Genomic DNA, 14,690 nt, shown 5'->3' with positions numbered 1-14,690 from the left:
GAGTATCTGCGATGGGTGGGGGCGGGTTTTTTAGTTCTGGGAATTGATGATATAAATTTGGGTGAACCCGCCCCTACCAAACCAATTAAGCCTGATTGCAGAACAATTTTTTGAGTATCTGCGATGGGTGGGGGCGGGTTTTTTAGTTCTGGGAATTGATGATATAAATTTGGGTGAACCCGCCCCTACAAATATTTGAATTCCCGATTACCGATTCCCACTTACCAATTACCTTTGAATACTTCTCGGATCGAGAGCATCCCGCAACCCATCCCCCAATAAATTAAACGCCAAAACAGTCAAAATAATCAGTATCGCCGGAGGCCAAACCAACCAAGGCTGCAACACTAAAATGGAAGCATTAGTAGACAGGGATAGTAAATTTCCCCAAGAAGGATCGGGCTGTTGAATTCCCAATCCAATTAAACTCAAAACTGACTCCGCCACAATAAAACCCGGAACCGCCAAAGTAGCAGAAATAATTACATAAGTTGCAGTTTGTGGCAAAACGTGGCGGACAATAATATAAATTGGATTAGCGCCCATTGCCCGCGCCGCTTGCACGAATTCTCGTTGTTTAATTGACAGTACCTGACCGCGAATCACCCGCGCCAAACCCGCCCAACTGATAAATGAAGTAATCAGCACAATCAATATAAATCGCTGAGCACTTGTCAATCCCGGTGGCAACACTGCTGCTAGCGCTACTAATAAATAAAGACCAGGAATCGTCATCAATACTTCGGCGAAACGCATTAAAATACTATCAATCCAACTGCCGAAATAACCCGATATGCCTCCGATTAACAATCCCAATGGGAAAGAAATTGCTATGCCAACTAAACCGATGCAGAGGCTAATTCTGCTGCCGTGTACTAAGCGACTGAATTGATCGCGAGCTTGTTCGTCCGTGCCTAAAATGTTAATTTGGCCTTCTCCTGTAGTACCAAACAGGTGCCTATCTAATGGCAAAATTCCTAAAAATTTATAGGGAGAACCTTTGACAAACAAACCTAGAACAGAGGGTTTTTGCCAGTCTACAATTACCTCACGAGCGCCGGTATTCGCATCCACTGGGCCCTGAGTAGTCGGATAAACGTGGGGCCCGATAAATCGCCCGTCTTGGGTGGTTAAATAAATCTGAGTCGGCGGCAGCAATGAACCGTTTAATTTAGAGTCGTAGGGGTCGTAAGGTGCCACAAATTCGGCCAAAAGCGCGACTGTATAAAAAATTAACAGCAGCACGGCTCCCAACCGAGCTAGAGGATTGTTTCTAAGATTTTGCCACCATTTCATAATTTTTTAGGTTTGAGATTTTAAGTGGGTTAGTAATAAAGACTAAAGTTCTTAAAGTTCTTTGTAGAGACTTTAGTCTTTATCTTAATGGACTCAGTAGCAAAAAGTTAATTCCTGGCTTATAAAAGTTTTCATAACTGAATTACTTACTACAATAATTAGACTACTTTTGTTCATCGGCGACCAAGATTATTCTAGTTTCATCTTCTGGTATTTTCCCCAATTCTTCGCCGCTAAAAGGATTGTAGAAAAACGAGCCTGTTTGGGGTGGCAATTTGGGATTGAGTACAATTTCTACTATACTTTTTACAACCCCAGTGAGCGGAATTGCCAGGATAACTCCCAACAATCCTCCCACTCTACCTCCTAACAGCAAAGCTGTGAAAATAATTACTGGGCTCAATCCGGTGAGATTGCCCATGATTCGGGGAGCTACTAAATTATCCTTGATTTGCTGGAGACCGATCGCCACTACCAACACTTGCAGCGCCAGCCACCAATCAATAAACGCTACAATTATACTAACAGTGCCAATTCCCAAAGTTGCTCCAATAAACGGAATTATTTCCGTCAATCCTATAAATACCGCAAACAACAGAAAAAACGGAACTTGGAGCCACCAAAAAGCCAGAGTCAAGGAGATGGCCATCAATAGTCCCAGCAATAACTGTCCCGATACAAATCGCTGGAGGTTTCGCTGCAAAGTCTCTGTTAAAACATAGCGAATGTCTGGGGAAAAAATACTGGTCAAACCCTGCCATACTCTTTGCCCGTCTAGGAGCATATAAAAGGAAATCACCACAATAAAAATCAAGTCCAAAAACCAGTTAACAGTACCGACAACTAAGCCTAAACTCGTACCGGCAATCGCCTGCACTTGTTCCTGCACTTTCGCGGATAACTGCTGCTCCAATATTTGCACGTTAAACGGTAAATTGCGATCGGCACTCCAGGCTTGAAATTCACCTAGCTGCAGCCGCCCCGACTCCAGCAATTCCGGCAACCTCACCCCCAACTGGCTCGCTTGGTTGAACACCGGCGGCACAATAGTTAAACCGATTACTACTACTATCACACCCGCAGTTAAATAAACCAGCCCCGCAGCTACTCCCCGTGGCAAAAATACTTGCAGTCTTTTTACTGCATAATTTAATAAAAATGCAATGAGTCCCGCTGTTACTAAAATACTGACCAGTTCCCCAACATAACTGACAGCAGTTAGGGTAAACCATCCCGTTACTAGCACTAGCAGCCAAGTAATTAGAAACTGTTGGAGGGGAGAAAAGAGAGTATTCATTTTGATTTTTTTTAAATAAAGTGGCACAAATTTTTCAGCAGATGTGCCGTATTATACAGTAAACACATGAGAGTATAGATTAGGGATAATCAGTTCAAGATTAGACTGACTTTTCTGAGCATTGATAGATAGGCGATGGCCAAGTCACTTGGGGAGAGACAATGCCAGCCCGATCGCCCCCACGATCGGAAATCACGCTAATATTCAGTATGCCCCAGAGGCAGATCAAATTAAATGTCGATCGCACAAACTCGGATCAATTCGCCATTGTAAGGTGAAACGGCGCCACACTCACCCAAAAGGGGGACGCGGGATTGCTGAGGCTATCCGCTAAAATGAATCAAATATAAAAACCGCAATCTTTCTTTACAATAAAAAAACCAAAGGCTAATAGCGGCAAGAGGAACTACCGTGACCAATCAAGTTTTTTCAGAAGCGGAAGAAAAGCAACCCCTTCCCCCCGTGGAGAGCGGGCACGACAGGAACTCAGCAGTGGATGTAGCTGAAAGTGAAGTCTCAGAGAACTCTCGCTGGCAATTCTCCGGTGACGATGATGAACGAGAAGTTGCGCTGGAAGTTCCAGAAATCGAGGAGGAACAAGTTTGGGAACCAGAAGCAACTGAAGTTGGGCCTCGCAAAGAAATCAGGTGGCCTGCCTTGTTGGCGGGCGCAGGGGTTGGCGTGGCTGCAACGTTGCTAGCAGTAAACTTGACTGGGGGCAATCAGAGTTCGCCGCCTGCCGCTCCAATTCCCTCGGCAACTCAGCAGGCGACGGCTCCGACGGTGACAGTCGCGCCTGTGGAATCTGCCCAGGTGGGTGAAACTCTGGAAGCGACGGGCACCGTGGCTGCCTATGACTTGCTACCGGTGCTGCCACAGGCCAACGGTTTGCAAATTAAGCAGGTGTTAGTGAATGAAGGGGATGCGGTAGAAAAAGGTCAGACGATGGCGGTTTTGGACGATTCGGTGCTACGATCGCAAATTGCCGAAGCCCTTGCAGGAGTACAATCGGCCAATTCTACGGTAGAACAAGCCGAAGCTCAGGTACAGCAAGCCGAGTCAGCCCAACAAGAAGCCCAAGCCGGCGTGGCTCAAGCCCAAGCTGGCGTTGAAAAAGCCATCGCTGACGCAGCGCAAGCCAAAACAGGCGTCGGGCAGGCAAGAGCCGGTGTGGAACAAGCTAAAGCCGGTGTCACTCAAGCTAAAGCCGGCATTGCCTCCGCTCAGGCTAAATTAGATCAAGCTCAAAGAGAAGTAAATCGCACCCAAGATTTGGCGACTCAGGGAGTAATAAGTCAGCAAGATTTGGAAAGGCGAAAAACGGAACGGCAGACTGCTGTTCAAGACTTGAACAAAGCTAAAGCTGACTTGAATACAGCTTTGCAAGAACAGAATAAAGCAGCGGAAGAAGTGCAATCTTCTATTGCTAAAGTAGCTACTGCGGAAGCCAATATCAGTACGGCTAGAGCGGCTCTCGCCAGCGCTCGTGCTAAAGTGAATACGGCCGGAGCGAGTGTCAGCAGTGCCAGAGCAAATGTGGGAAATAACGCAGCAAGTGTCCGCAGCAATGATGCACAAGTCAAACAGTTACAAACTCAACTAGAACAAACTATTGTTCGAGCGCCCGATAGTGGCACTGTGGCTGAAAGAATTGGTCGAGTTGGCGATGTTTCTTCGGGAAGTCAAAAACTATTTTCAATTATTCGGGGAAACAAGCTGGAACTGCAATTGAAAGTGCCGGAAACTCAGCTTTCGCAAGTGCGGCCGGGAACAGCAGTGCAAATTACTTCGGATTCTGACAAGCGGATTAAGTTGTCAGGAACTGTGCGAGAGATTTCGCCGGTAGTTGACCCGCAAAATCGGCAAGCTACCGTGAAGATTGATTTGCCGGCAAGCGAGTTTTTGCGATCGGGAATGTTTTTGCGCGCATCCATTTCGACGGCAACGGCTCAAGGTTTGAAAGTCCCCGCTAAAGCTATTTTGCCACAACCTGACGGCAGTTCTATTGTTTACAAACTTGTCGGCGAGGACAAGGTGCAGGCTCAACGGGTGGAAGTTGGGGAAATTTCCGGGGGTGCTGTGGGGGATTTGACTGCTGCTAAGGTGGTGGTTAAAAAGGGTTTGAAGGCGGGCGATAGGGTGGTTGTTACTGGGGCTGGTTTTCTTAAGGATGGCGCTGAGGTTAAGGTTGCTAAATAGTTATTGGTTAGGGTTAAGCTGTTCGGCATTTAAAGGAGGATAGTAGGGTGCGTCAGTCAGTAAGCGTTTCCCATGTATAGTCAGTGTTCTAACTGACGCACCTTACGTGGATCGTTAATGGTTTAAATGCTCCACAGCTTATTTAGAGTTAGGGTTATTTTGAGATTATTGCCTTTTTTTACCGCAGATGAAGGCAGATAAACGCCGATGAACGCAGATAACCACTGCCAATATTTTGATTATGCACGTCTACGGGTAAGCTGTTACGCATTTAAATTTGAAATTAGGGACAGGCTAGAAGCCCGTCCCACAATAGTCTTATTGATTTTTGACACACAGTTTAAATGTAGAACAGCTTAAATATTAGCGTCTAACTTTCTGGGACATCTGTTCGTACCGGCAACCTCACGGTAAAGGTTGCCCCTTTTCCCTCACCCGCACTTGTTGCACAAACTGTACCGCCGTGGAGTTCTACTAAATGACGGACGATCGACAATCCTAGCCCCAATCCACCGTCTCTGCGAGTGTAGCTACTATCCGCCTGACGGAAGCGATCGAACACATAGGGGAGAAAATCAGGCTGAATGCCTTTACCAGTATCGCTAACTTGGATTTGAGCCATGCCATCCATGTAGTCTAATGCGATGTCAATTCTTCCTCCGGCTGGGGTGAATTTAATTGCGTTTGAAAGTAGATTCCACACCACTTGTTGTAAGCGACTTGGATCGCCCAAAATCTTTGGTTTTAAAGGGCTTAGGCTGGATTCAATTTGAATATTTTTGGCTTCTGCGGCGAAACGAATCACCCCGATCGCATTTTCAACCAGTGGATTCAGCTCAATTTCAGAAGCATTGAGCCGAAACTGGCCTGTGGTAATTCGCGAAACGTCTAAGATGTCATCGATGAGCTGGTTTTGTGCTTTGGCGGCGCGCTCGATCGTTTTTAGCGCCTCCTCGGTTTTAGCCTGGTCAAATTTTCGCAGGCGCAGCAACTGTGCCCAGCCAATCATCGCATTGAGCGGCGTCCGCAGTTCGTGAGAGAGGACGGACAAAAACTCATCTTTGATGCGGTTGGCATCCTCAGCAGCGACACGAGCCGATTGTTCTTGCATCCGAAGGCTGCGTTCTGTCTCGAACTGTTTTTGCTCGGTGATATCCTCGATCGCCAACAGAATCATCTGTGTATCGCCCATCGGAGGCATTTTTCGGGCATTGAGCTGCATTATTTTATGCCCGATATGCTCAAAGTCATGCTCGACCTCAAAATCTTTAAACTCGGTCTTTCCTGCCAGAATTTCTGTTAGGAGCGATCGCAACTTGGGAATATTCCACTGTCTGTTACCGAGATCGAAGATCGAGTAGTTCTCTGTGTGGATCGGCATCACCTGAAACGTCTGGTAGAAAGAACGGTTGGCGGTGATCGCCCGCAGGTTTAGATCCAGCACTAGCAAAGGTTCCCGCACGGTTTCTACGATCGTTTCGGCGTAATTTTTCGCTTCCGTCAAGTGCTGGGCGCTGACTTTGAGATCGTTGATATCGACCAACATCACCACAGCCCCATCAATCTTGTGGTCGATCGTCCGATACGGTCGAATATGCAGATTGTACCAACGACCCTCTCGATCTTGAACCTCCTGAACTTTCAAATTGAGGGTGCGGATCACCTCTAAAATCATTGGCTCTAACTCCGGTACTATCAACTTGTGAGTGATGTCACTCAAAGACCGCCCGACATCGCTAGAAATCAAGTTGAAGATGCGTTCGACTGCGGGAGTAAACCGGCGGATTCGCAGGTCGCCTCCCAGCATCAGAATCGGAATATTGATGGTGCCCAGCAGATTCTGTAAATCGTTACTCACCTGAGTCGATTCAACATTACGCCGCTGCAACTCGTCATTAATCGTGTTCAGTTCTTCATTGGTTGCCTGAATCTCTTCTTTTGCGGTTTCGAGTTCCTCATTTGTACTTTGCAACTCTTCGTTGTTCGACAAAATCTCCTCGTTGGCGGCTCTCAAATCTTGGTTAGCGGCTTGATGTTCTTGGACGATCGATTGCAGGTGGTCTTTTGTGGTTTTGAGTTCTTGTTGCAGCCTCGCAATCTCTAAACTTTGACCCTGTAAAGGATCGGAGTTGAGTGTAACATCGTTTACAGGAGCAGGAATTGCAGGGATCGGCGGCTCGTCTTGAAACAAAACTAAAAAATAGTTTTTTGCTGCAGCGCCTGTTGGGAATGGAATCACATTAATTTTGACCTGGCGGATGATGTCGTTTTCTCTAATTTGCAAGCCAGTACGTTCGATCGGCAACTGCTGCTGCGAGGCTTGTTCAATTGCTGTGCGGAGTTCGACGCGCAATCCTTCTTTTGCCATTCTGAGCAAATTAAAGCTAGCCCTACCGGGAGACGGTTCTAGGTAGGCATTCGTCTGTCCTCGAAATTGCAGAATCTCCCTGGCTGTGTTAATCACGACGCCGACAGGGGCATACTGATTCAAAACAATGCGATCGGCCTGTTTCTCGATGTCGATTTCGTTTAAGCTTTCCGTCACCAGCGGTAGAGGGTTGATGGCTGTCGCAGGATAGTTGCTAGCAGTTAAATCCATGCTTAGCCAATGCGACAGCAGTTTTTTAGTATAAATTTTGTTCTTTTTGTCTAATACCGTAAACAATTCTGAAAAGTCACCAACAGTTTCCGAAGTGCCTAACAGCAAAAAGCCCCCCGGCCGAAGCCCATAGTGGAAAATTGGCAGCAGCTTTTTCTGCAAGGGCGGGCCGAGATAGATCAGCACGTTCCGACAGGTGATCAAATCCATCCGGGAAAACGGCGGATCGCTGATCAGGTTGTGTTTAGCAAAGACGCAGAGTTCTCGCACCGGCTGAGCGATTTGGTATCCGCCCTCGACTTGCACAAAGAACCGATGCAGCCGTTGGGGTGAAATATCCGCGACTTGGGCCGGCGTATAAAAGCCACGGCGCGCATGGGCGATCGCATTTTCGCTGATGTCTGTCGCATAAATCTGAATCGGCAGATTAGTAGCTCGATCTGCTAAAAACTCTAGCAAGCAGATGGCGATCGAGTAAGCTTCTTCACCGGTTGAACAGCCGGCCACCCAAATTCGGATCGGTGTTTGCGGCGATTTATTTTTAACGATTTCGGGAAAAACTTTGCTGCTTAAAGCCTCAAAGCTTTCGGGGTCACGGAAAAAGCTGGTGACATGAATGAAGACATCGTGATAAAGGGCCGTTACTTCTGTCGGGGTGTTTTGGAGATATTCGGCATAATCCTCGATCCGTTCCAGCTTGTACAGCAACATCCGCCGCTGCATCCGCCGGTTCAAGGTGGTTTGTTTGTAGTGAGTAAAATCAACTCCTGTAGCGGCGCGCAGCAAACTGTAAATGGTGGCGATCGCATCTTTACTTTTGATCGCATCTTCACTGGTTGTCGATTCTATCGCAGGTCGATCGGCCATGTAGGGATGACTGCTGATCTCTGCTATTTTCTCGGCAATTTTTTCCGGTGTCAAGATAAAGTCTACCTGACCCGTAGCCACCGCAGTGTTCGGCATACTGCTGACTTGTGCCGAGTCTTCACATTGGGCAAAAGTAATACCGCCTGCAGCCTTAATCGCTTTTAATCCTTGGGCACCATCGCCGTCGCCCCCGGACAAAACGACGCCGATGGCTTGGTTCCCGCGTTCTGTGGCGAGGGAAACCAGAAAAGTATCGACGGACATAAACACCCCGTGTGTTCTGCCGCGAGGCGTTAGCTTCAGCACCCCTTGATCGATGGTCATGCTGACATTCGGGGGGATGACGTAGACCTGATTCGGTTCTATGGGCATCCCCTCTTTTACCTCATTCACCGGCATCTGGGTCGATCGACCCAGAATCTCACTCAACACACTTTCCTGAGTCGGCAACATATGCTGAATTATTACAAACGCCATGCCGGTATCGATCGGCAAATGGCTGAGTAATTGCTTAAAGGCTTCCAATCCACCTGCAGAGGCTCCTATGCCGACGACTGGAAATAACTCCTTTGGATTGTTTTGTTGCTTTCCTTGAGCATCCATATCAGCTTTACGTTGAGATTTTTTGGAATTCTTTTTATAAGTCATTTTTTATACCCCATATCTTGCTATTTGAAGAGATATTATGAGAAATTTTTATTTTTATTATATCTCTAACAGATACTCCTAAAATGAACGATCTGGCATCTACCTGGGGATACATTGACGAGGCGCACTCTACGCCAGCGATTTTCAAATTATTATTATTATTATTATTATTATTGAGAGCCATACTGCCTTGATAAAGGGGGACAATCGTGAGGGTTGAAGTCCGTCAGAAATGGTACTAATTGTACAGTTGAGAGTAGAGCAATAGTAATTTTATCACATTCTGCGATCGGACTATGAAGTCTGACCCCAAAAAACACCCTTTCGATCCTACTTTAACTCCCAGCCGGGAAGTCCCTCGGTATATTTAGAGGGGATTAATCTGAGCGCTCGCGAAGTACCCCGACTAAATTACCGCAGGGATGAAAGGCGCGTTGGGTGGAGGAACGGAAGCCGACAATTAGACTTGCCTACTACGAATCAATCTTCGGGAACATCTTGATTTTAGATGCCTTTTCCAAGTGTTGAAATAATAATTTTTGGGGTTGCATTTTGGACGTACATAAACTATACTACTCAAAGGTCGAAAACAGGAAGTTTAGAAATGCAACTAACTTACAAATACCGCCTCAAACCCACGAAAGCTCAATCAACAACGATTGTGACTCACCTAGAACTTTGTCGTCGGCAGTACAACTACCGACTAGGCGAAAGATTCAGGTGGTGGGAAACCACGAGAACACCCATAAACGCTTGCCCCTTAGTCGTTTCGATAGTCCCCGTTGAGGAGATTTATCGAAACATTCCTTTGACGAGGGTCCAAACTAGGGATGGCAGGAAAAAGGATGAATCAGGCAATCCTTTGACTAAAAAAGGTGATGTTTTCTCAAACATTGAAGGCGGATATGTACAGTGGCAGACAATTCAACTTGCTGACTTGAAAAACACTAAAAAACTGTTTCCTGATTACAAAGTGTTGGATTCTCAAGTCTTACAGGATGTCGTTAACAGAGTTGAAACTTCCTTTTCAAACTTTACTACGCCCGACAAAAATGGCAATCGTAGAGGCAAGCCAAGATTCAAGGGGCTTCACTACTACAAATCCTTCACTTATCCTCAATTAGACAATTTAAATATTGTTAAGGACGAGCAAAATAGGATTTGTATTGACCTGGCAAAAATAGGTCAAGTGCCAATGGTGTTCCATCGCCCAATACCAACGGGTTTCAAGGTTAAGACGGGCAGTGTTATCAGAGAAGCGGATGGGTGGTATATTGCCTTAACGCTAGAAGATAAGACGGTTCCCGTAACGGTTGCAGAAATTCAACCGACTGATGAAAATACTGTGGGTATCGACTTGGGAATCACCAATTACGCTTATCTTTCTAATGGCGAAAGAGTTGAGAATCCTAGATTTTTGAGGAACTCGACTCAGAAGTTGGCAAGACTTCAAACAAAGTTAGTTAGCCGAGTTAAGGGTTCCAAGCCTGGGAAAAATATCAAGGACAAAATTTCTAAACTCCATCAGTTTGTAGCTAGAGCTAGATTAGATTTTCACTTCAAAACTGCACACGAGTTATTCAGCAAGTGTGATGTTTTGGTCATTGAAGATTTGAGTATCAAAAACCTAACTAGACGTGCCCAACCTAAAACTGATATTGAAAATGGTAATTTGGTTTATTTGCCGAACGGTCAGTCAGCCAAAAGCGGCTTGAATAAATCCATGCTTGATGCTGCTCACGGGCAATTTGCCAACGTCCTGAAATATGTCGCTTGGAAGCTAGGTAAAAGCGTTTTGTTTGTTGATCCTAAAGGAACTTCCCAACATTGCTGGAACTGCCTCAATAAAGTCCCGAAAGAACTATCGGAACGCTGGCATTCTTGTCCATGCGGAGAGTCTTTGGATCGAGACGAAAACTCAGCCAAACTTATCAAAAGGATTGGTCTGAATTACGAAAGTGGCGGGGGAACTCCGTCACTCAAAAAAGCCTTTGAACAAAAGGAAAAAGAAGCCTGCGGTCTAACGGTACTCCGTTGACCGTCAGGTTAGTTCACTAGGATTACTTTCACAAGAGCCAGAAGGGTAGGGTAGGGCATCGCACTTTATTTCGTTTTCTCAAAAAAGGGCTGAGTTCTAAAGCCCATTGACTATTAGCATTTTTTCAAATACCTCTCCCAAAGCTGCCGAATAAGCGCGACTATCCAGAAACCTTGGTTGCTGCTGCATTTTTTGCTCGATTTCCTCGCGCTTTTGCTTTCGCAATTGGGCATTAATTCCGAGTGCGACACTCAAGTTAATATAAGTTTCTTCGCTGTCAGCAATTAAATCAAACAACTGGATGTCTCGTAGGATTGCCGCCCCTTGTCGGGAACGCAAATTATTCCCGTCTCTCACTACAGTCGGCAATCCAACTTCTAACGGATCAACCGTAGAATTTGCACCCGCGTAGGGATAGGAGTCGAGATAGACATCAGCCAGTTGTAACACTGCTTTCACATCTTCGCGGTTCGCCAGGGTATTTAATAAAATTAAACGAGTGCGATCGATACTGTATTTATCAAATGTAGCAGACATTTTATTGACAAATGGCTGTTTGACGTAATCACCAGACCAGGTATTGCCGAAGGGATATAAAACCAGGACTGAATTAGGCACGGCTGCGATAATTTTTGCCCACGTTTCCCTGAGTTCGGGAATAATCTTGAATGTATTAGCGCCGGAGACAAATACAACTGATTTCTCGGAAATGCCCAAGCTTTTGCGATCGGGATTAATCCTCGCTTCTGCTTTTTGGGTGCTATAATTGAAGCAAAATCCTGTCCCCTCCATCATTACTAACCGTTCGCGATATTGTGCTTGCGCTTCTTGCAAAGGTTCCGTCAAAGTGCCGGAAATGTAGTAATCGATGTTGCGGATGCCTGTAGTGACGGGAGATGCAAAATAGGTGGTCTGTAACCTCGCTAGTCGGTGCAAAGCTAGTAAAATGATGTTTTGAGCGGCATTGGTGACGATCGACCCTACAAACAAAATATCCAGGTCATCGGCGCGAATCATCTCTACTTGACTGCTAAGTTCCTGCGGCAACTTCACCAGTTTGTCTGCCCGACCTTGACAGTATACATCCAAAGGGCGATCGCTCGCGTTGAGGACATATAAAATAATCTCAAATTTCTCTCTGTCTAAATGCTCAAAAGCCGGGATAGTGGTAAAAGTTTCTGAAATGGGGGCGAAACTTGCTTTGAGAATGCCGAGGCGAATTTTGCCTCTATTAGCGGGGCGTTTGTCAAAGCTGAAGTCAATCTGATGTCCCCTAGTTTTTAGGATAAATTCTAGAATATCCGATCGCTTAGTATAGACATTTTTTAAGTTTTTGGTGCTAAAATAGAGGGGGACAAAGTTAACGGTATCTGCAAAGATTAAAGCAACATTTTGCCAAATCTCGGAGTCAGGATTGCTAAAAACGCGACTGTGAACTAAATCTACTAATTGCTGCATATAGCTACAATAGTTCTCGACTTCTCCCACTTCTTTAAAATAACTGGGGAAGTAAAGCATAAACTCCAGCAAATCGTTAAAAAACCACTGTGGAACAGCAGTCCTGCCATACTGTAACGGCAACTGATCGGCCCGGCGATACAGCATCGCTGCTAGCAAATATTGGATAGCTTCTGGGGCTTCAAATCCTTTAGCAACGTATTGAGATAAATCCTCAGCTTCCCGCTGTTCGGCATCAGTCAGCGGCTCGTCTCTCATGCCACTAGCTAATAGCATTTTCTGGGCTTTTCCCGCATAGCCCGAATAGCTGCTTTGCAGTTTATCTGGTGGTGCAGACAGCCAAAATGCTGCTAGTTTATGGCGGGCTTGACGTAAATCTGTTAAGGCAGATTCATGGGATGTGCTATGATAGCGATCGATACAACTGGACAGCCAACTGAGAAATTGAGGCGACTCTGGGTTAAGCTGAACTTTGATAGTTTCCTGATGCAGTCGGAGGGATAAACGCTCTAGGGTTCCGCCATTTCGCGGCAAGGATAAGCTGGAAAATGGACTCGGCAAGTCGGCTACTAAATCTAGCTGATTTAGGATTTCAAAACATCCGCCCGATGTTAGATTGAGAACTTGAATTAGGGGATGGTTGAGGTGCAAGCTGCTCAGCAGTTGAGGGTTATAAACTGACATCAAAGTATTTTTGATATCTGGTTCTTGGTTGTAGGGATATTTCAGAGGCAGATTGAGCTTAAATTTTAATAATTCTAACACTTTGCCGGGAGATGTTAGCAAGGCATTCAAATTCACGAGTAGGCATTGATTGTCATGCCTTTTATAGAATTCTAAGATGTGGCGATTATAAAATTTCCATATCTTTAAACAAGATTCTGGGTTTTGTGAGAAAAATGGGATGTTCAACCGCAAGATTGAATCAGTGACATCCCAAGGATAGCGGTAGACAAATAGATAGCGAGCATTCGGGATGATTTGATTCCAGAAATCTAACATTAAACTGGTGCGCGGATCTTTCCAACCCCAAAGTTCTGAGTGGTTGGATCGAGATTTGACTAATTGCTTCGCCGGCTCTATATTAATGTTAAGTTTTTGCGCGTCTAGCTGTTCGCTTTCTGTCCAACCCCAATCGGGAAAACCTGTTTCGTCAGACGGAGAGCAAGTTTGCAGAATGGTTCGCTGAAATTCTACAAAATCACTATCTTCAAAGTATCCTTTGGGATTCCAATAGTTGCCTTTCAGGAGATTGTCTCCCAAGTCAAGACCTATTTTCTGTAGGAATGCCGCAGTGAGAGAAGTTCCCGATCGGTGCATTCCTGTAATAATGAGGACGGGAGAAATTGTGCCGCTATTTAACATTTATTACCTCCTTATTTAGAAAAAAAATTTACGCTGTGGTTACTGAGTTTATTTAAATGATATATACTTACGTGTATAAGTAGACCCAATGATTGTTATTTCTTTAGCCAGATGCTATAATAAATAGCATCTTTTGTCGCCCCAGAAACAAATTTTGTCTAAAGAAACTTTTTTGGCAAGTTTGCATAATTATTGGGAAAAAGCAGTGAGAGATATTTAGGGCGTAGTAACTAAGTAAAATTAGCCCTCGCCTGTTTACACTAAACAGAAAAAAAATATGGCAATATTTCTGGGTACATCCTTAGATGACACTCTCAATGGCGGGTTAGGCAACGACAGCCTTTTTGGGGCAGAGGGCAATGACTCTCTGAGTGGTTCTGGCTCCAATAACACCTTAGATGGCGGTGCTGGCGATGACAACCTCTCCGGCAGCGGCAACAGCCTGCTCTTTGGTGGCGATGGCAATGACTCTCTCACAACCTCCTTTGGCAGCGCCAATAGCACCTTAGATGGCGGTGCTGGCGATGATAGGATCGATGCCCAATATGCGAATACAAGTGTGCTGCGAGGTGGTGCAGGTAGCGATCGCTATCTTCTCTCCAGCGGGTCGAATCAGATTCAGGATACCGATGGCATCGATAATGTGCTAATCGGTTTTAGTACCTCAACCAATATTTCTCTGTCCTTGGCAGCGGGAACTCTGGGCTTAGGGCGACAAGGTACGAGCCTGGTAGTTGACATCAACAGAGACGGAATCGCCAAGGCTGCGGATGACTTGGTGATTTTAGACTTCTTCGGTGCATCGCCGACGGTTGCAGGCGCTGGTTTCATCGAAACCATCAACACCCTCTCTGGTAGCGACATTCTGGCTGCTAATCTCACTGAGGCTACGGCGGCACCAGGACTCAATGTAACCACAGGTA

8 protein-coding genes are annotated in these 14,690 nt (G+C 45.7%); 4 read left to right on the top strand and 4 right to left on the bottom strand.

Annotation, left to right across the window (positions count from 1 at the left end):
* Positions 1-228 precede the first annotated feature (228 nt).
* Together QUB10_RS25230 and QUB10_RS25225 are read right to left on the bottom strand one after the other, a co-directional pair.
* Positions 229-1,296: an ABC transporter permease gene (locus tag QUB10_RS25230; RefSeq protein WP_333205954.1), complete on the bottom strand. Its 1,068-nt coding sequence runs from the start codon at positions 1,294-1,296 to the stop codon at positions 229-231.
* A 163-nt stretch (positions 1,297-1,459) separates the two neighbouring features.
* Positions 1,460-2,593 (bottom strand): AI-2E family transporter, encoded by a 1,134-nt coding sequence (locus tag QUB10_RS25225; RefSeq protein WP_333205953.1) that lies wholly within the window; start codon positions 2,591-2,593, stop codon positions 1,460-1,462.
* A gap of 121 nt (positions 2,594-2,714) precedes the next feature.
* Here QUB10_RS25225 and QUB10_RS25220 point away from each other — a divergent pair, with 121 nt between their 5' ends.
* Positions 2,715-2,927 (top strand): hypothetical protein, encoded by a 213-nt coding sequence (locus QUB10_RS25220; RefSeq protein ID WP_333205952.1) that lies wholly within the window; start codon positions 2,715-2,717, stop codon positions 2,925-2,927.
* 77 nt (positions 2,928-3,004) lie between these two features.
* Positions 3,005-4,792, top strand: a complete 1,788-nt coding sequence (locus tag QUB10_RS25215; RefSeq protein WP_333205951.1) for an efflux RND transporter periplasmic adaptor subunit — start codon at positions 3,005-3,007, stop codon at positions 4,790-4,792.
* A 370-nt stretch (positions 4,793-5,162) separates the two neighbouring features.
* On the opposite strand, the gene QUB10_RS25210 is transcribed toward QUB10_RS25215, so the two are convergent.
* Entirely contained in the window at positions 5,163-8,906 is a 3,744-nt protein-coding gene (locus QUB10_RS25210; protein ID WP_333205950.1) for a chemotaxis protein CheB, read from the bottom strand.
* Between the two features lie 604 nt (positions 8,907-9,510).
* Between QUB10_RS25210 and QUB10_RS25205 the strand changes: the two genes are divergently transcribed.
* On the top strand, positions 9,511-10,944 hold the full coding sequence (locus tag QUB10_RS25205; RefSeq protein WP_333205949.1) for a transposase: 1,434 nt from the start codon (positions 9,511-9,513) through the stop codon (positions 10,942-10,944).
* Between the two features lie 96 nt (positions 10,945-11,040).
* Here the strand turns inward: QUB10_RS25205 and QUB10_RS25200 are convergent, their stop codons facing one another.
* Positions 11,041-13,767 carry an O-linked N-acetylglucosamine transferase family protein gene (locus QUB10_RS25200; RefSeq protein ID WP_333205948.1) on the bottom strand — a complete coding sequence of 909 codons (2,727 nt, stop codon included), beginning with the start codon at positions 13,765-13,767 and terminating at the stop codon, positions 11,041-11,043.
* Between the two features lie 277 nt (positions 13,768-14,044).
* Between QUB10_RS25200 and QUB10_RS25195 the strand changes: the two genes are divergently transcribed.
* Positions 14,045-14,690 (top strand): calcium-binding protein (locus tag QUB10_RS25195; protein ID WP_333205947.1); only part of this gene is annotated, 646 nt, incomplete at its 3' end.

The organism is Microcoleus sp. B5-D4 (assembly GCF_036705145.1).
In the GTDB taxonomy this organism is placed as follows: domain Bacteria; phylum Cyanobacteriota; class Cyanobacteriia; order Cyanobacteriales; family Microcoleaceae; genus Microcoleus.
This window is presented reverse-complemented; position numbering and strand designations above follow the sequence as displayed.

What these genes read in the sequence shown, in the direction of transcription:
- QUB10_RS25225 (WP_333205953.1), bottom strand. Translation starts at nt 2,593, where the DNA reads ATGAATACTCTCTTTTCTCCCCTCCAACAGTTTCTAATTACTTGGCTG.
- QUB10_RS25205 (WP_333205949.1), top strand. Translation starts at nt 9,511, where the DNA reads ATGCAACTAACTTACAAATACCGCCTCAAACCCACGAAAGCTCAATCA.
- QUB10_RS25210 (WP_333205950.1), bottom strand. Translation starts at nt 8,906, where the DNA reads ATGACTTATAAAAAGAATTCCAAAAAATCTCAACGTAAAGCTGATATG.
- QUB10_RS25200 (WP_333205948.1), bottom strand. Translation starts at nt 13,767, where the DNA reads ATGTTAAATAGCGGCACAATTTCTCCCGTCCTCATTATTACAGGAATG.
- QUB10_RS25230 (WP_333205954.1), bottom strand. Translation starts at nt 1,296, where the DNA reads ATGAAATGGTGGCAAAATCTTAGAAACAATCCTCTAGCTCGGTTGGGA.